The 26147-nt window shown below is 37.1% G+C and carries 20 protein-coding genes; 8 read left to right on the top strand and 12 right to left on the bottom strand.

Going from position 1 to position 26147, the window contains the following annotated elements:
* Nucleotides 1–200: 200 nt before the first annotated feature.
* Nucleotides 201–1364 (top strand): endo-1,4-beta-xylanase, encoded by a 1164-nt coding sequence (locus FD724_RS29375; RefSeq protein ID WP_179075050.1) that lies wholly within the window; start codon nucleotides 201–203, stop codon nucleotides 1362–1364.
* A gap of 187 nt (nucleotides 1365–1551) precedes the next feature.
* Here the strand turns inward: FD724_RS29375 and FD724_RS29380 are convergent, their stop codons facing one another.
* The 10 genes from FD724_RS29380 to FD724_RS29425 all read right to left on the bottom strand — a co-directional run bounded on the left by FD724_RS29380 (nucleotide 1552) and on the right by FD724_RS29425 (nucleotide 14006).
* The gene (locus FD724_RS29380; protein WP_179075051.1) at nucleotides 1552–2376 is read right to left on the bottom strand and encodes a WecB/TagA/CpsF family glycosyltransferase; all 825 of its coding nucleotides are present in this window, start codon (nucleotides 2374–2376) and stop codon (nucleotides 1552–1554) included.
* A 144-nt stretch (nucleotides 2377–2520) separates the two neighbouring features.
* Complete coding sequence (locus FD724_RS29385) at nucleotides 2521–3672, bottom strand: glycosyltransferase (RefSeq protein WP_179075052.1); 1152 nt, start codon at nucleotides 3670–3672, stop codon at nucleotides 2521–2523.
* Between the two features lie 114 nt (nucleotides 3673–3786).
* On the bottom strand, nucleotides 3787–4680 hold the full coding sequence (locus tag FD724_RS29390) for a glycosyltransferase family 2 protein (RefSeq protein WP_179075053.1): 894 nt from the start codon (nucleotides 4678–4680) through the stop codon (nucleotides 3787–3789).
* Nucleotides 4681–4756: 76 nt separating this feature from the next.
* Nucleotides 4757–5773, bottom strand: coding sequence for a hypothetical protein (locus FD724_RS29395; protein WP_179075054.1), 1017 nt, complete (start codon nucleotides 5771–5773; stop codon nucleotides 4757–4759).
* 29 nt (nucleotides 5774–5802) lie between these two features.
* Nucleotides 5803–7080, bottom strand: a complete 1278-nt coding sequence (locus FD724_RS29400) for a glycosyltransferase family 4 protein (RefSeq protein WP_179075055.1) — start codon at nucleotides 7078–7080, stop codon at nucleotides 5803–5805.
* A complete protein-coding gene (locus tag FD724_RS29405) occupies nucleotides 7061–8335 on the bottom strand; it encodes an O-antigen ligase (RefSeq protein ID WP_179075056.1) in 1275 nt (424 codons plus the stop codon). The genes FD724_RS29400 and FD724_RS29405 overlap by 20 nt, the downstream gene beginning before the upstream one ends.
* Before the next feature lie 32 nt (nucleotides 8336–8367).
* A complete protein-coding gene (locus tag FD724_RS29410) occupies nucleotides 8368–9294 on the bottom strand; it encodes a glycosyltransferase family 2 protein (protein ID WP_179075057.1) in 927 nt (308 codons plus the stop codon).
* Nucleotides 9295–9350: 56 nt separating this feature from the next.
* Entirely contained in the window at nucleotides 9351–10673 is a 1323-nt protein-coding gene (locus tag FD724_RS29415; RefSeq protein WP_179075665.1) for a flippase, read from the bottom strand.
* A gap of 94 nt (nucleotides 10674–10767) precedes the next feature.
* Nucleotides 10768–11739 (bottom strand): glycosyltransferase family A protein, encoded by a 972-nt coding sequence (locus FD724_RS29420; protein ID WP_179075058.1) that lies wholly within the window; start codon nucleotides 11737–11739, stop codon nucleotides 10768–10770.
* A 62-nt stretch (nucleotides 11740–11801) separates the two neighbouring features.
* Complete coding sequence (locus tag FD724_RS29425; protein ID WP_179075059.1) at nucleotides 11802–14006, bottom strand: polysaccharide biosynthesis tyrosine autokinase; 2205 nt, start codon at nucleotides 14004–14006, stop codon at nucleotides 11802–11804.
* Nucleotides 14007–14602: 596 nt separating this feature from the next.
* On the opposite strand from FD724_RS29425, the gene FD724_RS29430 reads away from it, so the two are divergent.
* From FD724_RS29430 to FD724_RS29455, 6 genes are all read left to right on the top strand, one after another.
* Nucleotides 14603–14809 (top strand): hypothetical protein, encoded by a 207-nt coding sequence (locus tag FD724_RS29430; RefSeq protein WP_147262465.1) that lies wholly within the window; start codon nucleotides 14603–14605, stop codon nucleotides 14807–14809.
* 464 nt (nucleotides 14810–15273) lie between these two features.
* A complete protein-coding gene (locus FD724_RS29435) occupies nucleotides 15274–15696 on the top strand; it encodes a hypothetical protein (RefSeq protein WP_179075060.1) in 423 nt (140 codons plus the stop codon).
* Nucleotides 15697–15783: 87 nt separating this feature from the next.
* Nucleotides 15784–16203, top strand: a complete 420-nt coding sequence (locus FD724_RS29440; protein ID WP_256874389.1) for a deaminase — start codon at nucleotides 15784–15786, stop codon at nucleotides 16201–16203.
* 187 nt (nucleotides 16204–16390) lie between these two features.
* Nucleotides 16391–16651, top strand: a complete 261-nt coding sequence (locus FD724_RS29445) for a DUF3172 domain-containing protein (RefSeq protein ID WP_179075062.1) — start codon at nucleotides 16391–16393, stop codon at nucleotides 16649–16651.
* Between the two features lie 627 nt (nucleotides 16652–17278).
* Nucleotides 17279–18298, top strand: coding sequence for an RNA polymerase sigma factor, RpoD/SigA family (locus FD724_RS29450; protein WP_012408212.1), 1020 nt, complete (start codon nucleotides 17279–17281; stop codon nucleotides 18296–18298).
* Nucleotides 18299–18382: 84 nt separating this feature from the next.
* A complete protein-coding gene (locus FD724_RS29455; RefSeq protein ID WP_179075063.1) occupies nucleotides 18383–18880 on the top strand; it encodes an ureidoglycolate lyase in 498 nt (165 codons plus the stop codon).
* 129 nt (nucleotides 18881–19009) lie between these two features.
* On the opposite strand, the gene FD724_RS29460 is transcribed toward FD724_RS29455, so the two are convergent.
* Nucleotides 19010–21829 carry a CHAT domain-containing protein gene (locus FD724_RS29460; protein WP_179075064.1) on the bottom strand — a complete coding sequence of 940 codons (2820 nt, stop codon included), beginning with the start codon at nucleotides 21827–21829 and terminating at the stop codon, nucleotides 19010–19012.
* A gap of 264 nt (nucleotides 21830–22093) precedes the next feature.
* Here FD724_RS29460 and FD724_RS29465 point away from each other — a divergent pair, with 264 nt between their 5' ends.
* Nucleotides 22094–23716: an IS1634 family transposase gene (locus tag FD724_RS29465; RefSeq protein ID WP_179072411.1), complete on the top strand. Its 1623-nt coding sequence runs from the start codon at nucleotides 22094–22096 to the stop codon at nucleotides 23714–23716.
* 132 nt (nucleotides 23717–23848) lie between these two features.
* Here the strand turns inward: FD724_RS29465 and FD724_RS29470 are convergent, their stop codons facing one another.
* Nucleotides 23849–25843, bottom strand: coding sequence for an EAL domain-containing protein (locus FD724_RS29470; RefSeq protein WP_256874390.1), 1995 nt, complete (start codon nucleotides 25841–25843; stop codon nucleotides 23849–23851).
* Nucleotides 25844–26147: the final 304 nt, after the last annotated feature.

A 26147-nucleotide genomic window follows, 5' to 3' on the forward strand; every position in this document is an offset into this window, starting at 1 on the left:
TTGTCGTTACCCACATCTGGGGATATGACATTTTTCTAAAGAGGACTAGTATTTAGATGATTTCAGTCCACTTAAATGGACTTTGGCTATTAGCCTTGCACTTCAGTTTAGGGTGGAATGTCGAGCAAGTGCGATACTTTAAAAAGTATAAAAAATTATTCTGTAATATAATAAATTGTGCTTTTTATTAAATATCGTTTATGCCTTATCGCAGAAAATTTTTAAAAAGAGCAGGATACACAACCCTTTCTGCCTTATTGACTATGGGGTTTTTACAAAAGGATAGGCAGAAGGAAGATGGTACCACAAATGCTGCTACGGCAAATTATCTAAGTGCAAGCGCAAATGTCAATTCTCCCCTTCGACAATTAGCAGCAGCCAAAGGAAAGCGTTATGGCGCAGCAGTTTCTAGTGAATTTTTGCTACAAGAGAAGGGTTACGCTGACCTAATTGCTCGTGAATGTTCGATAGTGACACCAAATGGTGAATTAAAATGGAACGCCACTGAACCACAGCCAGGAAAATTTACTTTTGAGTCAGCAGATGCGATCGCTGGTTTCTGCCAAAAGCATAATATACAATTGCATGGGCATACCCTTTTCTGGCACATGGGAAAACCAGACTGGCTACCTTATCCCCCCACTCTTAAAATGCTCGAACGCCATGTTAAAGGAGTTATGGGACATTATCGCAATAGCCCTGTTTTAAAGTCTTGGGATATTGCCAATGAAATTATAGCTGATAGTGAAAATGAAACTGATAATCCTACCTACGGTTTGCGTAAAGGGGTAAAACGAGAATTAATTCGAGATTTGTTTTTAATTGCGGCTTCAATTGATAACACCAAGAAATTTTACTTAAACGATTTCGGCATCGAAGGCGCTACATGGAAATCAGATCGTTTCTTAAAAATGATCGAATATCTGAAGAATAGTGGCGTTAAAATTGACGGCGCAGGTATCCAATCACATCTATGGTTTTCTACTGCCTATGGTTTTGACCAAAAAGGATTTAATTCTGTCTTAAAACGGCTTAATGATCTTCAAGTTAAACCAATAATCACAGAATTAGATATTATCATTGATGCCCCACTACCTGATAGTATCAAAAAGCTAGACCAGATGGTAGCCGACAGTTACAAGCGATATCTTGACCTCTGCTTTGCGGGTGGAGTTGATACTGTAATTACATGGGGAATTACCGACCGTCATACCTGGATACGTCATCCCGACTGGATGCCAGGAAAAACCTTTAGAAACAATCCAAGTCTCTGGAAATTCCTGCGTCCACTTCCCTTCGATGAAAACCTGCAACCTAAACTTGCTCGCAACGCTATTGCCCAGGCTTTTCAGCAAGCAACTTAATACTTCACCCAGACGTAAATAGCACTTTTAAATGTTATTCTCAACGAAGTATGTGGAGATATTATTCATCATTTACGATGATGAAATATAAAGTGTCTTGAAGTAATTAATGATTAAGCCTTAATACAGTATTTCATAAATTCGTGACAAGTTGAGTGACGTACTGGTGAGGCTTGGCGAAACTCAATCAGGCTACAAACTTGTGGAATCTTGTAGTGAGAAATAGCAGCATTCTATTTTTTTTTTGTTGGCTTGGCATACTCCAAATTTCTCGCAAAAATAATGTAGCTACAAACCAAGGCTCAAGCAAGTAACGTCTCCAAAGTCTTTTCGGTTCAGATAACAAGCGATACAACCATTCCAAGCCAACCCTTCCCATCCAGCGAGGAGGAGTAGGTACTGCTCCTGCTACATAGTCCATACAGGCTCCACTAGTCAAAATAGTGTTGGCATGAATATATTCCAGATTTTCCGAAATCCAATGCTCTTGGCGTGGCATACCCATCCCCACCATTAATACATGAGGTTTGTAAGCATTAATTGCAGCCAGAGTCGCGAGATTTTCTTCACTATCTTTATCCATATCAATATAACCATGAGCGCAAGCAATCTGTAAACCAGGAAATTTCTCGCGCAAAATACTTGCTCCTTGTTCCGCCACTCCTGGCTTTGAACCTAAATAGAATACACGCCAGTCTTTACTAGCGGCTTCTGCCATCAGAGGCCATACCCAGTCAGCATAGGTTACTCTTTGTTCTCGTTTCATTGGAAAACCTAACAACTTTCCAATAAACAATAAAGGCATACCATCAATATGAATATATTCAGCCTTGGCATAAAACGCTTGCATTTTTGGATCGTTATGAAAGATATAAAGACTATGCAAGTTGTGATTAGCAATAATCCATTTCTCGTTTTTATCAATAGATTCTTCAATTAATAAATTTAACTCTGGGATAGAGAGTGCATCAACTTTAACACCAAGAAGTTTATAAGAAAATCGATTTTTCATGACTTAAAAAATTTTTATTTTTAGAATTATGAGAGTTAATTTCAGAAGAAAGGCGATTATTTAAATATTTCAAATCTTCAATACTAAAAAAACTTAAATTTAAATTTTTTAGACGGATATATTCTTTGAAATAAATAAATTTAACTAAGAACAACTTACTTCCATGATAATTTGCGCGATGTTCTGCGCTCTTGCATTCCAAGAATATTTCTCTGTAATTAAGGTATATGCTGTATCTACAATTGATTGATATTTATCAAAATTTGAAGCTGCATCTAGCACTGTATTAGCGACTTCTTCAGTAGAGTATCCTGTTACTAAAAGATGTTCTAAGTGCCGGAATTCTTCTAAACCTCGCAATCCTTCTGGTGTTGATACAACTAATTTTCTACTAGCGAAATAATCTAACGCTTTATTACGAGCGCCACCTGCTACTGCTTGCTTAGAGAATGGCAGCAAAGCAATATCTGCATATTTAACATGTTTAACAAAATCCTCTCTTTTAGGGAAAAATCCCAAAAAAGAAATATTAGAAGGTATTGGTTCTGAAATATCACTGCTATCTCTACCTATAACAACAAAATGTATTTTCTCCTGATGATTTTCAATATGTTTAGCAATCTGAATAGTCATTGACACAGACATATCATTACTTGGAAACTGAAATGTTTTAGGAGCAATAAGAACCACTATCTTTGCTGGTCTAAATGCTTGATAAGGGTCTTGGCTCAAAAATAATTCAGTATTTAGTAAGTCTTCAGTAACTCCATTCCCGATACTATAAATCTGCTGTGGAGTTTTACCATACCACTGGTAAATTAGTTTAGGAATTGAGTCGCCTGCTGCAATAATTGGACTACCAGAAAATATCAGAATTCCCTGAGCAATATATGTCTTAATACATTGTACAAACTCCTTGAAAGGATTGGCAACCGAAAACAAGCGCATCCAATATTCATACGCTGAAAATGTATGAAAATCTAAGACAAGAGAGGATTTTCTGCGTTTTCTAAGCCTCAACGAAATCAAAGCAGCTAATCCAGGTAAAGTTTCTTGAGCATAAACGATATCTGGACAAAACTCATCGATACATTTTTCTATAGTTTGAATATATGACTTTAGGCTTCTTGAGCCAATAGAAATAGAAGGTGCATAATTAACAGATGAACAATCTAATCCTAGCTGAAAAACATCAAAATATCTAGTTAGATATTGTCCTAGATAAAAAGGTCTAGTAAATGCACCAAATGGTTGACTAGAATCAAGTGTTGAGACAATTAGTAAACGTTTGCCCATAATCTATTGATGATTTGAATATTTAAAGAATTGATTGTTGAAAATACATTTTTCACTTATTTAGATAGCTATGAATTATCCAAATATCATTAGTTAATCATCCTGGCAACAGAATCAAACTTCTGAGTTACTTTGGTTAATATCTTCAGAAAATGTGGGAGAAATTGCCAAATTTTTGTAACCAATAATTGCTCTTATATAGGGTAAAAACCAATAAAATATCCATAACGGCCCAGAGTGTCTGATACAAAATATAGTCCAGGGTTTTAATGGAAATCCTTTAATTTGCAACGCCTTTTGTAAGCGCTGTAATATACTTAAATTAGTATCTACCCAACTGTTACGGATAGAGTTTTTAGTACAAGTACCAATATATCCAGGAGCTACCCATATTTGACAACCCAATTTACGCGCTCTGAGGGCATAATCTAAATCTCCTAAACTGTGAATAAAAGCTGTATCAATATTGCCAACTTTTACAGCAACAGTTTTAGGGATTAGTACACAGTTACCATACATAGCATCGCATTTTTGAATAACCGAACTTGGTTCTAAAAATTCAAATTTGTTAGAATACCACTTTTTAGATTTTACTGCTCCTCCATAGGTTGCTTTTCCTGTCATTGGGTCTTTAGTTGAACCAACTACAATGGAGTCTGGATAACCTTGTGCAGTCAAATCTTGATGAATCTGTAATAATTTGCTGACAGCATTGGGTTCTAGAAATGTGTCATCATTCAACCATAGATAATAATCATATTGATTCTTTATCGCCTCATCAAAGGCAAGATGCATTCCTCCCACCCAAAATAAATTACCATTACCCTGAAGAATATGTACGTCTGGATATTCTGCTTTAATAGCTTGTGCAGTCCCGTCAGAGCTACCATCATCAGTTAGGTAAACATCACAATGATGTTTTTGCTCATATAAAGTATGTAGACAGGCAAGAGTTGTATTTCGCCTGTTATGACAGGTCATAACTACAGCTATATTTGCTTTTTTCATCTTATTTACCTCACGTAATTTATATGGAAATGAGCAATACAAATAATAAAGCTATACGTAATTATTTCCATTACGTTTAAAGTTTCGCCATTTTTTCTATCCAGCTACTCAAATTAATATCTAAATTAAAGTTTCGTAATTTTTGTTCCATTCTTCTAACTACCAACATATATCTGTGCAAAACTGATACACGAGGCATTTTTAGTCTGACAACCTCTTGACACAACCATAGATATTTTTCAGAATTGATGTTAAGCTTTCTCAATTTTTTGATTTGTGTATTCCAATCGTTATAGAAGAATAGGTTGAAATAATGAATCGATATAATATCATTCCAATGTTTAATTTGTAATTCTGTTGATAAACGGTTATGTAAAGGTAATGGATAACTATAATTAGCAGGAAGATGTTCGACGTTTTCTTCCAAGGCACATAAAGTTACAGACAAAACAGACTGCTCAACAAAATAAATACCTTGGGGAGGAGTAATATCAAGGCGCATGACTTTTTCAAAGTTCTCTTTCCAAGCTGTAAATATACCCGCACTCCTTCTCACAACGACCAAACCAGAATTCCAGTAAGCTCTAATCCTTTTTTTCCCAATTGGTGTTTCAACAAATACCTCACGTTTTACCCCCAGCACTTCATATAATTTTTGCCAGTACCATTCTTGAGAGTCTCGAAAACCTGTAGAACCAATTCCTTGACCATACTCAGGACGTAAACGAACGTTGCAATTAACAGGCAATAAAAACTCTTTTGGTGCAGAAAAAAAGCATTTGTCACTGTCTAGAAAAACTAATATTTCTGCATCAATATTTTGTTCTGCATAGGCACACGCCAGGGGCTTATTTGCTAAATAATATTCATGGAATTCTTGATTGATAGGGACTTGTTGATGATTTACCTGCAACGCTTCAAATGCTTTTTGGGTTTGCTTTGATATTGGTTCACCTACTCTAGGATGAAAACTATATATAGGTGTATCTTTCAATTCTCCACAGAACTTACGAATACTTTCTGCAAGCATTAACGACTGAGCTTCTAAGCGCCCAGGTTCTGTACAAATTATAAAAGCTATAGGTATTGACATATTATGAAGTATTTATTTATTTACTAAAATTAGTTACTAAATGGAAATGGAGATTTTTTGGCTACCATCAATATTTCCTCAAATAAAGCTGAATAACGACGTGCTTGAAGTTCTAGGGTGAATTCTTGTTCTGCTTTCTTGCGAGCATAGAATGACAGTTTTTCTAACCTCTGCTCATTTTCAAGTATCCAGGCAATTCCTTTGGCGAAATCGTCAACTTCATAAGGGTTCGCTAAATAGCCATTTTGCTGATGATCGACAATATCTTTTAAGCCAGTAGAATTAAATGCAACAACTGGAGTACCACAAGCAAGTGATTCAGAAGCTGTCTGTCCAAAAGATTCTTGCAGAGATGGCACAAGCATCACATCAGCTGCCGAGTAAATAGTTGCTAAAGATAGATCATCATATAAATGCCCTAAATAGTATGTTTTAAAGCCTAAATCGGGTGGGTTTTCCGGTTGAGATGCCCCAAAAATAACCACTTCAAAGTTGTCCTTCCATCCGGCCTTACTCAATTCTTGTAGAGCTGGCTGCAACAAATGAAATCCTTTATTTCGATCGCTTGTTGCTTCTATAGCTCCAAAGAGAATCAGCTTCTTATCTTGAGGTAACTTCAGTGTTTCTCGGGCAAAATGTTGATTAATAGGTCGATATTTTTGAGTATCCAATCCGTGAGGAATCACCTCGATTTGCAAATTCTGGAACAAAGAACTGGAACGAGCGCACTCTGCTAACCAAGAACTTGGGGAAACCAGAGTTAAATTAATATTTTTCCAAGCTTTTACTTTGCGCCGCCATACCCAACGGGATAAATCCCACTCATTAATACTGTTGAGTTGAGGGCAAGCTCCACAGGATACTTTGTAGCGATCACATTCTCCAATAACGTGGCACCCTCCAGTAAACCCCCACATATCATGGAGAGTCCAAACTAGAGGACGCTTTAGCTTAGAGAACGTTTCTATTTGCATAAAAGCTCCGCTAATCCAATGCAAATTGATTATATCTGGATTAATCTGAGCAACTTTAGGAATAACTCTATCTGGCAACCATTGAATAAAAAATGGAGTATTTTTCTTTTGAGTATAAAGCTTTAATGGTAGGCTTTCAAATGTCAATTTAGCTTTGGCGATACCTTGAAACAGTCTAATTTTAGGGGCAATTACTGTTTTATCATTACTAGATTTTTCCTGAACTAGCATTTGTGACTGTAGTCCTATATCTTGCAAACCTGTGTGCAAACGATAGGCAGCCCTTGCAGCACCTCCACCAATATCGTGAGTACTAAGATGTAAAACTTTCATTTTTTTTAACTTCGTAATTACTAACTAAAATATTTTTATGATTTCGTTCATATTCAAGAGTCAAAGATAGCGATGTAGTTACATACATTAACCAATTCCAACTGGGAGTTAATAATCTTGCTTCTGAAAAATTTACTATTACAATGATAATTAGCATCTGCATTGGCCAATAATCTTCCGGCTTTTTAGCAACAGAAATAATTCGAGTTAATGCCATTACAAAGAACCGGAAAAAGCCTGCTGCAAAAGTCAAAAAACCTAAAAATCCTAATTCTAACAATAGTTCTAAAAAACCATTGTGAGCATTACTTGCCCAATCATAAGTAGCTCTTAGATTAGATGCAGAAGTACTAGTCCAAAATCCAGAAAATCCATAACCTAGCCAGGGTCTTTCCCAAATCTTGGACATCACTAGCTCCCAGAGATCAGAACGTCCATTAAAGGTAAGGTCTTTGCCAGAAGTACCAACTACGGTATCGGCATTATTGATAAGTAACATTAAACCGATAATGAGTAACATTAAAGTCGAAGTAATTAGAATAACTTGTAATTTATAATTAGTTTTTTGAAATGATTTATAGACAGGTAAAAGTAATATCATTGTTAATATAATCGTCAAAGATGTTGTGGAACGTGAGAGGATAATTAGACATATAGATATCCCACATATTCCCCACATCAACCAACGATATCGATTGCTACTAAGAGCAAGGTGCAAAAAAACTCCTGTACTCCAAGCCATCATATATCCTAATTCATTTTTATGACCATAAATTCCGCTCCACATACCTACTAATTCTGGTGATTGATGAATATAACCTGGTATGAATGCAGAAAATATCATAGATAATAATGCAGATACACCAAGCGCCCAAGCGATTAGTCTCATTTGTTCGCGGAGAGAATAACGCATTGCCAAATAGATTGCCAGAAAATATAGTCGGATTAAACCTCTCATATAAGTAAGACTAGAACTTAAGTCTCCTGACCACAAAAGAGAAAATATAACTATTGTTATCAAAAGAAACTGTAATGGACTTTTAGTAGTTACATAAAGAAAACCTTTCCAGTATAAAAGTAGGAAATAAAACAGAATTAAATATGAAACTATATTGAATATAGTATCTAGCTTATCGCCTCCAAGGGTAGATATAGAAATTTCTTGTGCAGGGTGTATGGTCAATGCCCCTACAGTAATGAGTAATAGTAAGACAGTTAGTATTTTTTCTGTTAATTTTACCTTAATTTCTGACATTTCATCTGTCTATTAATTTACTAGATGGGTTACTATTTTTTGATTGTTGAATAATTTAATTTTTTCTTCAATTCTTCTTTGAAAATATCCAATGCAGTTGCTTTATAGACTGTTTTCTGCGTAAAAATATCTGCCTCTATATTCCTCACAATAAACGGTGGATGCTTTAAAGGAAACTCTATTGCTTCCATTGACATATTAATGAAAGAAAATTCTTGCTTGGAATTGAAATGAGTTGCGTCTGCACCAACACCAACATTAGAAATTAAATTGACATTGGGAATAATGCTTAAGCTACCCTGCATCCAGCAAGCAAAAGTCCATTGATAATCCCAAGTTATACCTGTAGGATTGTTATAAATAGACTGAAATATTCGTCGCCAATAATTTACTGCTTTTGTATCTATAAGAATGTCGTGTAAAAGGTTTTCTGCTTGCACCTCTTTCCAGAGTTTCATAGTCAAATCATAATGTTGCCAAGCACGTCTCCAACTTGCCCAACCCCAGCAGTGGTTATAACGAGAAAAATAGTAACTGTAATTTGTACGTTTTCGTCCAAATTGAACATTTTGGGCAGATATGGTGCCAATTCTAGTATCATACCTATATTTTTCCAGTAGTTCTTCACTAAATCTGAAAAAAGTCGGGTGAGGTATACAATCATCTTCTAAAATAATTGTTTCTTCAACATTATTAAATACCCAATCTAAACCACTAGATACTCGTTTCGCACAACCTAAGTTGATATCAGCATAATTCTTAATAACTTCACATTCCCAATCAACTCTCTCAATAATTGCCCTAGTTTCTTCACACTTTTCTGCCTCACCTTCGCGGTTGCTGCGGGGGCCATCTGCAATGACAAAAAGCTTTTTTGGCTTGGCTTGGCGAATAGCTTCAAAAACTTTTTCTGTTTTTTGTGAGCGATTAAAAATAATAAAAGTTATTGGTGTTTGCATATTAAATTAATTTTGCTAATGTCAATTTATAGATAAAGGCTAAAGATAGATAATAATCAAAATTTATAAAAAGGAAGTAGCGATCGCATCTGAATTTTGAATATTTTTTGTGTTCTTTTATCAAACCCATTGCATATAAAAGCAGCAGAAGCTTGAGATATTATTGTTGCGATCGCAGCACCAAATCCTGCATATTTAGGAATTAACAATAAATTAAGAATAATATTCAATATTGCCCCAAATAAAGTTTTACCTAAAGAAACATGATTCAAACTTTCAGCAATAAACCACGGTGATGTTGCAAGACCCATAAATACAAATAAAGATGTCCAAATATGAACTGCTAATATAGGCCCTGCTTGTGCATACCCACTTCCAAACATCACCATAATTATCTTGTCAGATAGAAATGTCATTGGCAGAGCAATTGCAAAAGATATATATGTGAGGAGACGGAGTAATTGTCCTATTCGCTGATAATAAAGACTTTCTGATTTTTCCTTAGCTGCGTAAATTGAGGGACCAACCGAAGAGACAATAGCCGCCGGAATAAAATACCAAATTTCAGAAACACGAACCGCAGCAGAATAAATTCCAACCTCCTTATCTCCGATCATTTGACCTAACATTACCTGATCGATTCTCATAAAAATCATGATGGCGAACCCTGAAAAAATTAGAGGTAAACTCTCTTTTAAAAGAGTTTTAGCAGCAGTAAAGTTCCAACGCCATAACAACACCGAGGTACCTCTGGCTTGGTAAACAATCAGCAAGCCAATTGCACTCATTGCAAATTCTGCTAATGTTACCCAGGCAAAAGCTAACAATGGTGCTTTTGTTAAAATTAGTGCTATTTTTATGAGAGTATTTAGCAGAAAAGCTATATTTTTAGCGATTACACTATATTTTGACTGCACCTGTGATTGAAACCACAGTTCAATAGTATCAGCCGCCCTAAAAATCCCTGCCATTCCTAAAATTGCAACTAGCCATATCTTCAGTGTTTCATGCTCACCTAAGAAGAACATACTGCCAACCGCCAATAAGACAGAGGCAATTCCACCGAGCAACTTTAGCCAAAAAGTGGTTCCTAAAATTTCTTCTTTGCTTGATGATTGACGGACAATATGGCGAACTACTACATCGTCTAGTCCAAGAGTAAAAATCGGACTAAATAAGCTAACAAAGGCTAAAACATAGTTAAATAGACCATACTGTTGTACCCCTAAATAGCGTGCTACCCATACTCCTACTACCAAGCTTGCACCCATACGGAGAATGCGGTCAGCAAACAACCAACCTGTATTAGCAATAATTGCACGTAAGCCAGAACGAGATTTTAATTGTGAGAAGCTTTTAAGTCTTAATTTACTTAGCATTACTTTTTTTAACCATGGGACACTATTTATAACAATATGCAAATTTTTACTAGCTTGCTAAATTCATCAAAATAGATTGAATTAAATTAGTGTTTTACATAATCATTGATTGGCTACTATTTTTTAATTTCCCAGCCATCAAGATTTTTAAAAAGTAGTTAAATAACAAAATCATGCCCTTAATTTTCCAATAAATATTAGACTCAAATAAAAATATTATTTTCAAATATGAAATAAAATCTGTAAGTTTCGGACATGGTATTGTTTTTAGCTCATCAAGAGAGGTAAAAGCCAATAATAATGGTAGGCTAAAATGATTTGTTTGAATGATGTAATTAAATAAAGAATTGCGTTTCCAAAATCTTTTATATTCATAGTTTTTGTCTATATCTAAAAATTTCTTATTATGATACTGGTTATTCTGATGTATTCTATACATCACTAAAGGATTAGACATATAAAACTTTTTAGCCCCTACCAAAGAGGCTCCCCATACCAGGCAGTCATCAGCTCTTACACGCCAATCTTCTGTCTTTGGAATAGGTAAAAATTTTCTAATTATTTCTCGGCGTATTGACAATGTTGAAGTTATGGAGCCAATCCATTCACCATTGCATAAAGTTCGGATTACTGAATAACCCAAATCTAAATCAACTTCATCAGCTTGAAATGTTCCTTCTTCTGCTCCAAATTTTTTATATGCACAAAAGAGGAAGTCACATTCACTACGTCTCTTATAAAAATTTAGGGCAGTTTCTAAATATTGAGGTTCATAAATATCATCGGCATCTAAAAAAAATATAATTTCTCCAGTTGCAGCTAAAAAACCTTCGTTAAAGGATGATAATTGTCCTTGATTTTTTTCTTTGAAGATACATTTAACATTCTCTATTTGAGTAAATCTAGCAAGGAGTTCCGCAGAATTATCTGTTGATGCGTCATCAACAACAATAATCTCATCAAATTTAACCGTTTGATTTAAAGCACTATCAATTGCATCTGAAACAAATTCAGCATAATTGTAGTTATTAATTAAACAAGATGTTTTGATTTTGTTTTTATCCATATAAAAATGCCTCCCAAATGCAAAAAAAATAAATTAAGATACTTGCAGTGACACTTATACGATTAATGCTCTTTGGTAAATTTGGTTAAACTGCTAGATACTAAATCTTCTTTAATTTGTCGTTTTTTGCTTTCAGGCAAATAATTATTAGACTCATTTTTAATATTCACACCATTAATGACTATCCCTAACACCTTCTGACCTGACTGATTTAAAAATTCTTTAGCTGCATTGGCACTGTTCAAGTCAACTACTCCAGGGCGAACGACTAATAGGATACCGTCAGTGAGGGTGCTTAAAACAGCTGCATCTGCTATTCCTGACAGAGGTGGTGTATCAAAAATAACTAAGTCGTAATCTCTGCTAAAGTTATTTATCAATGTTGCCATCCGTTGAGAATCTAGCAGCGCTACTGGATTGGGAGGCAAAACTCCAGAAGTAAGAACTTCTAGATTAGGCATCACTTCTTGAACAACTGCATCTAAAGAAACTTGACCAACAATGACATTACTTAGTCCAACTGTATTGTTTAGACCCCAGACATGATGCTGTATGGGATTACGCATATCTGCATCCACTAATAAAACTCGACGACCCGCTTGAGCCATTGTCACAGCTAAGTTTGCAGATACGTCAGACTTTCCTTCTTTACCAACAGAACTGGTGATTACAACGCTTTTGAGCGGTTTATCAGAACAGAGGAACTTCAAGTTTACTTGGAGTATTTGGTAGGCGTTACCAAGAGGAAAATAAGGAATATCTCTGCCAATAATTTTGGGAATAGGTCTATCAATTCCTGCTATGGAAGAATGAGTTTTAGGATTTTTGCTCTGTGTAGGAATTACTCCTAAAACAGTGTATTTCAAGACTTCTTTAGCCTCTTTAACTGTCTTCACTGAGCGGTCTATCAAGTCTAAACTAAAGGCGACAATGATACCCAAGAAAAGACCAACTGCTCCTCCACCAACAATAAACAGGATTTTGCGAGGCCCTTCTGCTTTATCGGGGACTAAAGCTAGAGAAATGACACGAGCATTAGGAATCTTTTGGTTTTGTGCAATATCAATTTCTTGGCGTTTCTTTAAGAGGGTTTCGTAAGTCGTTTGAGCTGCTTGCAGTTTTCGTTCTAGCTCTCGTTGAGTCTGTTCTAGTCTTGGCAAATTATTTGCTCGTTTGATGTAAGCATCTTGCTGTCGCAAGAGGGTGGCAATTTGTCTTTCTAGACCAACGCGTTCTGCTTGAGCGCGAGTAATATCTGCAATTAAGCTTTGGCGCAGTTGCCCAAGCTGTAAACTTCCCTCTGTTATCTGGGCTGTCCCAGCAACTTGTCCTGTCCGCTCTTTCAACAAGTTCTTAAGAGCTACGACTTTTTCTTCTAAGCTAGTAATTGTAGGGTGTTCAGGTGAAAAACGAGTCCGCTCTATTGCTAGTTGACTTTCCGTTTCTTGGAGTTGGATAAGCACTTTTTGAACCCCAGGTGCTTGACTCAAGTCAGATGCGATTACACCTTGCCGTGAATCTAACTGAGCTTCACTGCCTAACTGTTGTAAACGACCTTTGACATCATCTAGTTGAGCTTGAGCTTGAGAAATTTGATTTCCTAGCTTGGAAATTGTATCGACTGCTGCGGTTGCTTCTTGTTGCAGGACAACAACTTTATTTTGTTCTTTAAATACCCGCAGTTTTGATTCAGCTCTCCTGACGACTTCTTCAGCTTTGGGTACTTCTGTTACAAGAACCCCTTTGGCTGTCTTTGCTTCATCCTGATTAGCCTGGATATTTAAATCGATATAACTTTTGATAACTTCATTGACGATTTTGGCAGCCAGTTCAGGATCGTTGTTTTTATAAGAAATTTGTACAACATCAGTACCTTTAATTCCTTCTATTTTTAGTTGGGTCGCTAAGTCGCGAATCGACAGCATTTTGCCTTTATTATCTTTGAGGTTGAGGGTATTAATTGTTCTGTCAATAACTGGATTTGAGCCAATAACTCTCACCTGGGTTTCCAGGGGATTGTCGTTTATATTCAAAGCTTCCAAGCGTCCTATGTCGTCCGGTAAACCTGTGAGTGAGGAAGAGCGATTTGTTTTAATCATCAAACTTCCTTCTGCCTTGTATGAGGGTTTTAGTGAAAAGGCATACAAGCATCCCAAGGTAACAGCTATGCTAAAAATTCCGACTAGAGGTAGCCAACGCCGTTGAATAACTTCTAAGTATTTCTGAATATTTACTTCTTCAAACTGTGGTAAAGATTCCATCGTCATAATAAAAAAGTTTTAAAATAATGACTATTTGTATGTGTAGTAGATTTTTCTCAGTATTTTAGCGCACTAGTACTATAGATTACTTCGTTTTGCTAATGTTTGCTGTATCATATTGATGATTTTGTTAATGTTCAATTGTTTTAAAACCAAAGTATTGTCGGATATACTGTCTTACGGAATATACTCTGACTAAACGACGCACAACCTGTTCGCTGCATATATATTAGAGAGCTTAATAAGTAGCGATTTTAACTTACAGGTATTTATAGTATCCTGGGAAAAACAACAGGATAATTCCTAATTTTCTTCGTAATTTATTTAGCTAGTGTTCTTTTTTTTGGTTAACTCACTTTTGTGTTGATACCGATGTAATTATTGATTAGTAATCTAACATTCAATATCATATTATGTAAGAACACTTAATTGAAGAACTTTACAAAAAATTTATATAAAATACCAGTATATTCCCTGCACATTCGCTAATTTTAAAAAGATGAGAAGAATTAATACCTTAAGGGTAAGGAATATACAATTTTCCCAGCCTACAAGCAATGTAAGGACTTCAGAGGTAGGCTTTTCGTAGTGAAAAGAGACAATTGGAAAGATTGTATGGATATTTACGTAAGCTTTTAAAAAGCTTTCAGCAACAATTAATTCTTACTCTGAATAACAGTAATTTTGGCAATTATCCAGGACTGGCAATACTAAGATTATGTGAGTTGAGTATTGAAGTTGTAATAACTCGTACTTATGTTCAATTTGCCCAGACTGATGAAGCTTTGTTGATGTGGCTTGAGGTGTGAAAATTACAGCACAGTTCCCATCCTTGGGTTTATATCCCAATATTTTAGATTTAACTGTAAACTTGCAATCACCTTGGTTATATTCTGCTATTGATGCAAAATACGCCTTCTAAGATTTATCTAATAGTTTGGATTTTGTCTTATCAGTGTAACTGTATGGTAACACGCTATAGAGATAAACGGCTAGTAATACGGGTAACGAAATATTAATTAGTACAGTTACAACGGAAAATAGATAACACGGTAGTGTCAAATTCAGATGTGTTAGAGGGAGGATGGATTGCTTAACCACCCTCTTCTGGATAAAAATCTATGTACACTTAGACTCCACTATATTTTTAATGAAGTTTAGCCATACTCCATAGTACCTGTGTTAATCTGGAGTACTCAAACTAGACTGCTATTTTTGGGTGTTTGTGTCTAGCGAATTGTAATTATTAGACTGAACATTAAGAGATTGAATTATGAAATCCTCTTTTATCACCTTAGTGGTTGTAATTAGCGCACTCTTTCTACCTCAGAGTGTCTATGCTAATCAAGAGAATGTTCCAATTGTAACAGTTGATGCTGATGCTCCAGAGGAGCCGTTTCACGATCGCAATCAGGCTGGAGTTTTATTGACGGAACCAGCGACGATTACCACTACATGGAGTAATTTTACGGGACAGACCAATAATCCTAAACAAACTGCTGAATCAGTTTCGCTAGTGCAGGAACGAGGATGCCAAAAGATGAGTCCGCTTGAGTTCATCAATAATCCAGACGCTTTCTTTAAGGAATGTCAGAAGCCAACAAATACCCAAAGTTCTCAAACTACTGAACCAATTGAGTATTTTAAGGTTCCTAAACTAGATTCTGGAATTAGTGTGACAGTTACTAAATTTTGATGTAGGAATTTTTTGAGCCAGAGATAACTAATTTTTGGTAGTGTGATTTATCTAGATAATTTACGCTAAAACATGGATAATATATTTATGTTGGCTGCTTTAGCTCAAAGCAGAAAAGCTTTGCCGCAATGTTTGCCAAACCCACCAGTAGGTTGTGTAATCGTAGATGTCCAAGAGATAGTAGCTCAAGGATACACGCAAATACCAGGAAAACACCATGCTGAGGCTGACGCACTTAAACAGATTCAAGGCAAAGCTTTCAAGTTTTTGAAAATGTATGTAACTCTTGAACCTTGTTCTTTTCATGGACGCACACCTGCATGTGCTTTAGCGATCGCAGAAGATTGTCGTATACATGAAATATATGTATCTATAGTTGATCCAGACCCTCGCAATAATGGTCAAGGATTAGACATTCTCAGGAAGGCAGGTAAAACAGTCTATGTCGGGTTATGCGCCAATGAAGTCAATACTTTTCTTAACCAATATCTACTAAGTGATGTTTGAATAGTTCGGTTCAAATTGCAACTTAGTATTATTTTGCTGAAAATCTTTGCGACAAGTCAATCATCTATCTTGATACACGAATATGTAATTGTGTCAAGGAGGTTAGAAAGCTTCAAGATGTTTTCTCCTTAAGAGTCTTCGATGATTTCCGACTGATTGGATAAGTGGAGAATCTTGTTGTTTTAGTATGTTATGCAAGAATCAACTACCCACCTCTAAACGTAAATCTTTTCGTTTCAATAAGATATTAGTAGCGATCGCAGGTGCTACTGTCTTGCCAAGTACTATCCTTGGTGCTAGTGTTACCACTGTTACTACTTTTATTCCAAAAAATGTCTCCAAGAGCAATCAAATTGATGATACCGCATTCAATGCAGATGTCTGCGTGCAGTATGACACAAGTACAATTGTCACAAATACCTGCGTCATCGTCATCCTAAATCCCTAATTATAAATATTGAACCTGACTCCTAAAGGAAGCTGTTCTTGAGCAGGATAAATGCATTCGTTTATATTTCAAAATCGGCTGCTATGTACTCGGCTGGAGATGGTTTTATTATCTAATAAAAAATAGAAGTAAAAAAGGGATATTTTGTATTTAATTAATTTCACTTAATGGGAATTACATAGATGTAAATCCAGACTATGAGAATTTTAAAAACTTTGTAATTTAATAATTCAAAATTGTGTTGGTATTTACTGTTAGTGATTTATCTTGTGGGGATGAAATCGTTGCTCGGTCAAGGTTTCATTTTTCCGTTAACTCCATTGGATAATTTAAGTAGACATAATTGTGTTTGAAAATATGCAATTTTTCAGAATAAAATAGTGGGATTATTTCAAAAGATATAGTGATAATACTTTAGGGTAATTGATTTGTGACTGGTGATAATGTTAGTATTATGGGGTGGGTTGATTTTGGGTTTATTATCTCCAACAATTGACTTGTAATGTATCATAGACCAGAATTCATCAGTATTGCCAATTGATTGATTAGCAGTGTGAAATGGTTGTGGGTCTGAATATCTAGACTTGATACCACTAAATTGATGAGGTTACAGAGGAGCAAATAACCATGAGCAACTTAACATCTCCACCTACCGAAGTTCAAAAAACGAAGAAAAAAAGTTTAGCCGCAGATAAAAAACCTCGAGCTACAGATGATATTGTGCGTAGTTATCTGCAAGAGATCGGGCGTGTAGATTTGTTGACTCGCGAACAAGAGGTTATTTTTGCCCAACAAGTGCAGCTGATGATGAATTTACTAGCTGCTAAAGAAGAATTAGCTGTGAAATTAGACCACGAACCCACACTGCAAGAATGGGCAGATCGAGTGGAGTTAGGTGCTGAGGTGCTAGAGCTACAGTTAAGTCAGGGCCACCAAGCCAAGCAGAAAATGATTCAAGCTAATCTCCGGTTAGTGGTAGCAGTGGCGAAGAAATACCAGCACCGCAATCTGGAATTTATGGATCTAATTCAAGAAGGTACTTTGGGTTTAGAGCGAGGGGTGGATAAATTTGATCCTGCTCTTGGCTATAAGTTTTCTACCTACGCTTACTGGTGGATTCGTCAAGGAATCACGCGAGCGATCGCTCAACAAGGACGGACAATTCGCTTACCGATCCATGTCTTTGAGAAACTGAACAAAATTAAACGGGTACAGCGAGAATTATCTCAACAGCTAGGTCGCGTTCCCACTACTGCTGAAATTGCTAATGCGTTATCTTTGACACCTAGCCAAGTTAGAGAGTGTTTATACTTGGCTCGTCAACCTTTCTCGCTAGAGGCGCGAGTTGGTGAACAACAAGATACAGAATTGCAGGATATCCTAGAGGATGACGGCCCTTCTCCTGAAGACTATGCAGTTGAAGAATCTCTCCACCAAGACTTACAAGACTTGTTGGCAAAGTTGTCTCCGCAACAGCGAGAAATATTAACCTTGCGATTTGGTCTGACTGATGGCTATGAACTTTCTTTAGCACAGATTGGCGATCGCATGGGTATTAGTCGAGAACGGGTACGTCAGATTGAGCAAAAAGCTCTCAGTCTCCTCCGACGACAAAAGGAACAAGTACGTAGTTATTTAGCTAGCTGAGGTTATTTTTCCACAATTTAGAGCAATAAAATTTGGTCATTTTGGGGGAAAATAAACCTAAGCAATCTCTATCAAAGATTTGATATGGGCACATCAAAAACAGTGCAAGAATTGCAAGCGCAATGGGTGAGTTCTGAAAACTTTCGGCGTTATGGACAAGTAATTTTTGCTAGTCTTGATGGCAAAAGTTACGATGTGGAAGATGCCCAGTTAAACCTGCAAAATGGGATTCCACGATTTTATATCATGCGGTTGGAGAAGAGAGGGCGAAAGTTTCACAAAATTACTCGCCATGTACAATGCACTCAATGTCTAGGTTCTTTGGAAGGGAAGGATTGGTTAATTGCTGTTTGTCCTCCTCATAATGATGTGAATGAACCAGTACTAGAAGAGATTGCTGCTTTTCGCATTCCGGGGAATTGTTTTATCAAGCTACATGAGGGTACTTGGCACGCTGGCCCCCATTTTGACCATGAAGCTGTGGATTTTTATAATTTGGAATTAGCTGATACAAATGTGGTGGATCATTTCACTCATGATTTTTTTAAGAGTCATCAATTAGAGTTTGAGATGGTTTCATAAATGTGGTTCTCTTAAACTTGCGATCGCTTCTTGTTTCACTTTCCAAGTATTCGGCAATAAATCTAGAATCGTTGCAGTGCATCCTCTATTCGCCAACTTTATCCTCAAAGGAGTTGGTGATTTGGGCTTTCAAAGCCAATTACCGATCGCAATCATTGGTGCCCAATACGCAGGATTGTCATAGCTGGGATTCATCCCCTCAGATGATAATTTCTTAGCATGAATCATTCTAATTTGAGCTTGTTGCAATGCTTCTGCAATACTCATGCCAGCGTTGCGATAGTTGCTGTAAAATGTTTTGACTAGTTCGGATGTTGATTGATCGCTGACGCTCCACAAAGATGCGATCGCACTTTTAACCCCAACTTGCAATGCAACTCCAGCTAATCCTAGTGTGGCCCGATCGTCGCCAACTGCGGTTTCACAGGCAGTCAATGTGAGTAATTCGACGCTATCCGATTTGCTGGTGAGGTTTCGCAGTGAGTTTTCTAATTGACTAATGGTAAGTTTTTGGTTTTTGCCTGTGACGTTTTTGCCTGTGACAATGAAGGTGTCTTCAGGAATGATCCCAAATTGGGCATGGCTAGCTATGTGGACAATAGGATATGTGGTTTTATCAAGTGTTTTCTCAAAATTTTCAGGGGAAAAGTTTTCATCAATAAGGTCGGTATGATTAGGAAATATACTTTCAACTGCGCTAACTTCATTGGGAACAGCAAAAAGTTGATCAAAAGTCTTCCCGTCAATTGTGGCTTTTTCAGTTAAACCCAAAATTAACGCCTTTTGTGTACTGCGATCGCGGGTTTTGGGTGTGGTAAGTCGTAAACTAGGCGTTGTGGCAATTGCATAAGTTTCGACTAAATATTTCTGTTGTTGGCTGTCGTAAAGCGCTGCCATTGGAACGCTACGCAAAAATCCATCTTGAATAAATACCAGGGTTTTGACTTTCTCCGGTTTGATATCCTCAGCAAAGGGGCGAATTATCCAATCATAAAGCTGTGCCGCCGTTGTTGTATCGTAGTTAAATTCTTCTTGTCCTTTAACTAATCCTGTGCGAAACTCGGCAATTTTTTGCTGTAGGGTGTTGCTGCTAACTATTTTAGTTATACCTTGTTGATTCGGGTCTTCAATCCACTTAAATTTAGTGGCCTGATTGGGTAATTGCAATAACATCCCAGTTTTGCCTTCTAAAATTATCGAACTCAAAAACCCAGTATTCTTAAAGGCTACACTATTATCCTTGAGGAGTTCTCCCACCTGTTTGGGATTCAAGGCACTTAAAATGCAATCATTACCAAAATAATTCTGTAATTCTGCTAGTTTCAAAGCATCGATGGTTTTAACTACTTCTGATAATTCCTTGGCGCGTCGTTCATCGGCGATTGCACCAACTCCTAGCAAATCGAGCCGCGACTGTGCCAAGGTACGATACAATGGTCGCACAACATCGCGGAAGTCAAACTGTACATCTCGTTCGGCGGTTAAAATATCGCTGCGGATATCTTCGAGGGTATCAAATGCTCGTTGATAGGATGCGATCGCTTCTTCTTTTCGATTCTGTCGATCTAAAATTCGTCCCGCTTGCCACTCCCACAAATACAAGCTATCTTTTGCATTCAACTTATTATCTGCTGCTACTATTGCAGTTTGAGTATATTTTAATGCTTCTGTTTCTTGCTTTGATTGGCACTCCCAGAAATGACCCAAAGCGCCGTTAGAATAAGAAAGTAGACGATTATCTTGTAAATTTTGACTTGCTGATACTGACTTTTGTAGCAAGCTTAATACATCTGCATTGGGTAAAATAAATTTATTTGGACAGTAAGTAAAAGGTGAAGTTCCTTTAGCATCTGATTGCAAGTATGCTAAATCAATTGCTCCATAGACTTTTGTCGCTGAATCGGGTAAGAGTTCAAGAACCTTCAAAGCATCGTTAACGGTTTGGTTAAACTCCCGATCGTTAATAACTTTGTTCTTATTTGTCTGGGAACCCAACTGAATTAAATTTAACAATCCTCGCATCTCTGCTAAAGTTTGTTTTTGGTCGCTGGCGAGTTTTGCACTTTTCTGAAAATATTGATGAGCTTGGTTATAGTCTTCTATAGACTTTTGAGTAAATTCATTTTCTTTACTATAAATACCAGCTTTATTTGCAGAATCTGCTTGTAACTCTCGCAATTGAGCGCGACTTTTGTAAGCATTACCCAAACTATTTAACACCAAAAAGTCATAAGCTGGATAAAGTTGTTGTGCTACGTGCAAATACTTAATTGCTTGGTCATAATTGCCGATTAAGCGATATGCTTCACCGAGAATCCCCAAAGCTGCAACTTGACCGCTTTTGTCGTTGTATTTGGTGGCGATTTGTGTAGCACTGTCTAAAGTGCATTCTATTTTTTGACTTTTATCGGCTAGTTGACCACATAAAAGTGCGATCGCTTTGCGGGGTTGTCCCAAATTGCTGTAAACTTGGGCTAGTTCTGACTTCATGCGTCCCACTTGCTGGATATTTGCTACAGCACCATAGTCACGAATTGCTGCTGATAAGGATGCGATCGCTGCTTTATTTTCTCCTAGTTGTTGGTAAGCACGCGCCAAATTTTCATTTACAACCGCCGCAGCTGCTGAATTATTTTTATACTGAATTAATGCATCTTCCCAGTGTTTTACCGCAGTGTGAAAATTTCCGGCATCATAGTCTTTAATTCCTTGTTCAACTAATGCAGTCACATTTGGAGTTTGTGCAGATACGACTTGTCCAAACAAAAGATATGTTAGTAAAGTTGTCAAAAATAATACTTTAATAAATCTATGATGCAGATTTGGTTTTTGGTGTCGCTGAGTAGAGAAATAAATTAGCCTTTTGCAGAAGTTTCCAACCTTCAGCAACATCTGCATCCACCAACGCGCAGAGAATAATATTTTAAGATATTTACTTTTAGCTTTCATATTTTTCCACATAGATAAAATGTTTATTTAGCTTTTATTGTTTAAATTACCAGAAATTAGCAGAAAAAACTGAATTTTTTAAAAGTGTGCAGTTTTCTGCAATTTATCTAAAACAGCAATAAGATTCAGACTTTTACAGGTTTTACTATTGCTCAAGCTAATCTACTATTCTTATTAAATTATTATTCAACCCAGATTCCGCAGGTGCGCTCATAAATGCGGTATTTTTGAGAATGACCTAAATGCTTGCTGCATTTTAGAAGCATGACAGCATCACCATTAGATATCAGGGTACAGGATATTGACCACTGCGGCATAGTCGCAGGCATCTGTGATGAGATGAATCTAGTAGAACAAATTAACCGACTGTTGGGAACTCACTCTCAAGAAATCATTAGTGCAGGTCAAGTTGTCAAAGCAATGATTTTAAATGGATTAGGGTTCGTGAGTGCGCCATTATATTTGTTTGAAAAGTTTTTTGTTGGGAAAGCTACAGAGCATCTGTTAGGAGAAGGAATACGTCCAGAACACCTAAACGATGACCGTTTGGGTCGAGTATTGGACAAATTATATGAGGTCGGACTAACTGAAGTATTTGTGACAGTTGCGCTTTGTGCAGCACGTAAATTCGGGGTAAAAATGGACAGTTTGCACCTCGATTCAAGTTCATTCCACGTTGATGGTGATTACATCAACAAGGCAACACAAGACAAGGCCGAACCAGGAGGAATCGAAATTACCTATGGCTATTCGAGAGACCACCGCCCAGACCTGAAACAATTTATCATAGACTTGATGTGCAGTGGGGATGGAGATATTCCCTTGTACTTAAGAGTCGGAAACGGTAATGAATCGGACTCGGCGATGTTTGCGACCATAATCGCGGACTTCAAACGCCAATGGCAAATAGATGCTTTATTTGTTGCAGATGCCGCACTTTACACCGAAGAAAATTTGCGACAAATGAAACAATTGCGTTGGGTATCGAGAGTCCCAGCTACTCTAACTGCTGCAAAAATGCTGTTAGAAAACATACCAGAAGTTGCATTTAATAACAGCGCAATGCCTGGATATCGAATTGCACCAAATTGTAGTGAATATGGTGGTGTACGACAGTCCTGGTTAGTTGTTGAAAGTCAAGCGAGAAAAGAATCTGACCTCAAGCAGTTGGAAAAACGTTTGATTAAAAAGTTATCACTTGCCCAATCTGAACTTAGGCAGTTATTAAACCAAGAATTTGCTTGCTCAAAAGATGCTCTGATTGCTGCACAACGGCTCAGTTCTAAATTACCCTTACATCAACTGGCTAATATTCAGGTTAAGGAGTTAAAAAAACATACTGGACGTGGTAGACCTAGTATTGATTCTTCCCCCACTTTTTACTACCAAGTTGATGCAACGCTAGAACCCAGGGAAATAGCTATCGACATCGAAACCAAACGCGCTGGAAGATTTATTTTAGCTACCAATGTCCTCAATATTGAAGAACTCAGCGATGACGATGTTTTACGTGAATATAAAGCACAGCAGTCTACTGAGCGTGGTTTCCGATTTCTCAAAGACCCTTTATTTTTTACTTCCAGTGTCTTCCTCAACTCGACTGAGCGAGTTGCTGCATTAGCAATGATTATGGGTTTGTGCTTGCTTGTTTATAGTCTGGGTCAAAGAGCTTTACGTCAAGCCTTAGAACGGGCAAAAAAAACTATTGATAATCAGTTGGGTAAACCAACTTCTACTCCCACCTTGCGTTGGGTGTTTCAATGTTTTATGTCAATTCATTTAGTTACCGTCGCCCAAATCAAGCAAATCGTCAACTTAACCCATGAAAGGCAATGGATTCTCCAGTTTTTGGGCGCTCCTTGTCGAAAATATTATCTTCTTTCTTAACTAACCTGCGGAATGTGGGATTCAAACTTAATTTAATTCAATGGAAAAAAGGCGACCTGATTATTGAACCTTTTTTGGAGTGTAGAATAAGTCGCCCAAAAAGCCAACCAATTTTATTTTCTTTAATAACCGTTACCAATGAGGATTTGCTATTATTAATGCCTCTGCTGATGAACTATTTAATGGAACTGAGAAAAAATGTCCCTGACCATATTCACATTTCAACTTTCTTAAAAATGCTAGTTGCTCTTTTGTCTCTACTCCTTCGGCTAGAACATCCACGCCCAACTTGTGCGCTAACGTGACAATTATTTCAATAATTTCTATATTCTTTTTATTTGCGCTCATCAAGCTGATGAAAGAACGATCAATCTTCAACACACTAATTGGAAAGTTATAAAGATGACTTAATGAGGAGTACCCTGTACCAAAGTCATCAATTGATAACTTAATACCCATCTCTCGAAGTTGCAAAAATGTAGCAGTTACCTTGTCGTCATTCGCCACAATTACGTTTTCAGTAATTTCTAGTGTTAGCGTGTCAGCATCAAGACCAGTTGAGTGTAAAATTTGCCCAATCTGCTCAATCAAATCTGGCTGGGAAAATTGCTTGAGTGAGAGATTGACACTTATTTTTTCTAGCAAGTTGGAATCATGGCACATTCGCCAAGCTTGCATTTGGCGGCAGGCTTCATGCAACACCCATTTCCCAATGTAGAAAATTAGTCCAGTTTCTTCTGCCAGGGAAATAAAATCTGCTGGATTAAGCAAACCACGCTCTGGATGCTGCCAGCGCAACAGAGCCTCAAAACCCAAAATAGAGCCTTTGGTGAGCGAAACAATCGGTTGATAATAAACTCGAAACTCTAGGCGTTCAATTGCTCGGCGTAAATCAGTTTCTAACTGCAATTTCGCCAGAGCATTAGCATACATATCTGAGTTGAATAGTTTATAACGCGCTCTACCTTGCATCTTAGCTTGGTACATTGCTGTATCTGCATCCCTCAATACTTCCTCTGGATGTTTATAATCTAGTGTCGAACTCAAGGCAATACCAATACTTGCTGTTATGAACACTTCTTGTCCTTCAAGCTCAAAGGGTAATGCCAACTCTTGTTGAATCCTTTCAGCTACTATGATGACATCTGACACATCTTGGATTCCCTCAAGCAGAATTGTAAATTCGTCTCCTCCAAGGCGTGCAGCTGTATCTATAGAACGTACACATACTTGTAGCCTACTTGCAGTAGCAAGCAGTAATTGATCTCCATTTAAGTGTCCAAGACTGTCATTGATCACCTTAAATCGATCTAGGTCGATAAATAGCACAGCAAATAAATAATTTGAATGCCGTTTTGAATAATTTATTGCATGGCTTAGGCGGTTCATAAATGCAGCGCGGTTTGCCAGACCTGTCAGTATATCGTGAAACGCCAGGTGCAGCAGTTGTGACTCGGCTCGTTTCCGCTCTGTAATTTCAGTTAGCAATTTCTGATTTGCTTTTACCAGTTCCGCTGTCCGTTCTGCTACTCGTATTTCTAACTCATCGTAAGCTTGATGCAACATTTCTTCAGTTTTTTTGCGTTCACTGATGTTGCACAACAGCCAACGCCAGCCAACCTGCTTCCCTTGGAATTTGTACGCAGCAGATGCCTTAATCATCGCGGGGAAAGGCTTTCCGCCCCGTGGTTGTAGGTTAAGTTCCCAATTCAGTAGCTCTTGAAAATTGTTCATCTGAGAGCAAAAGAACTGACGGTCTTGTTGAGCAATAAATAGAATTAATGGTTTACCTACTAGATACTTTTGATTGACACCCAGTAAGGTTGCTGCTGCATGGTTAGCCTCTTGGATTGTACCTACGATATTAGTTACCAAATAACCATCTGGGGCGAACTCAAACAAATCTTGGTAACGCTGGCGCTCTTTCTCTACTTCCGCTCGTGTTACCTTTAATTCTTCTGAGGCTGTCAATAATTCTTCTATTGCGGTGTTAAGTTCCTCGAAAGCCTCTGTTATGATCTCCTGTTCTGAGTTTGGCTTAGTTGTATTGCATTGCAATAGTTTCTGTATCTGTGAATGCAATTTTTCTATCTGTTGGCTAAATACATCCACGTTCATATTGCTCATTAGAGGATGTTTTAAAAAGGTCTTTTGCTGCCACAGTTAGCACAGAAAGGTATCTCAGTTCTAGGTAAAATCTTGATTTTTTGTTGCAGTCAAGCCAAATCAGAACTACAAAATTATATTTTTTGAAACTTTTTAAACATGCTTTTAAATGCAATTTATTACAGGTAATAGTTTATGCATAATAGCATATTTTCTTTCTGTGTTTTTTAATATACTTCTTAAGATAGATTCAGTAGTTGGATAACTTAGTAAATTTTTAGGGTTCAACCAATGCTATTGGGCTGAGAGGAGCATTTCTTTATCA

Origin of the sequence: Nostoc sp. C057 (assembly GCF_013393925.1) — a bacterium.
In the GTDB taxonomy this organism is placed as follows: domain Bacteria; phylum Cyanobacteriota; class Cyanobacteriia; order Cyanobacteriales; family Nostocaceae; genus Nostoc; species Nostoc muscorum_A.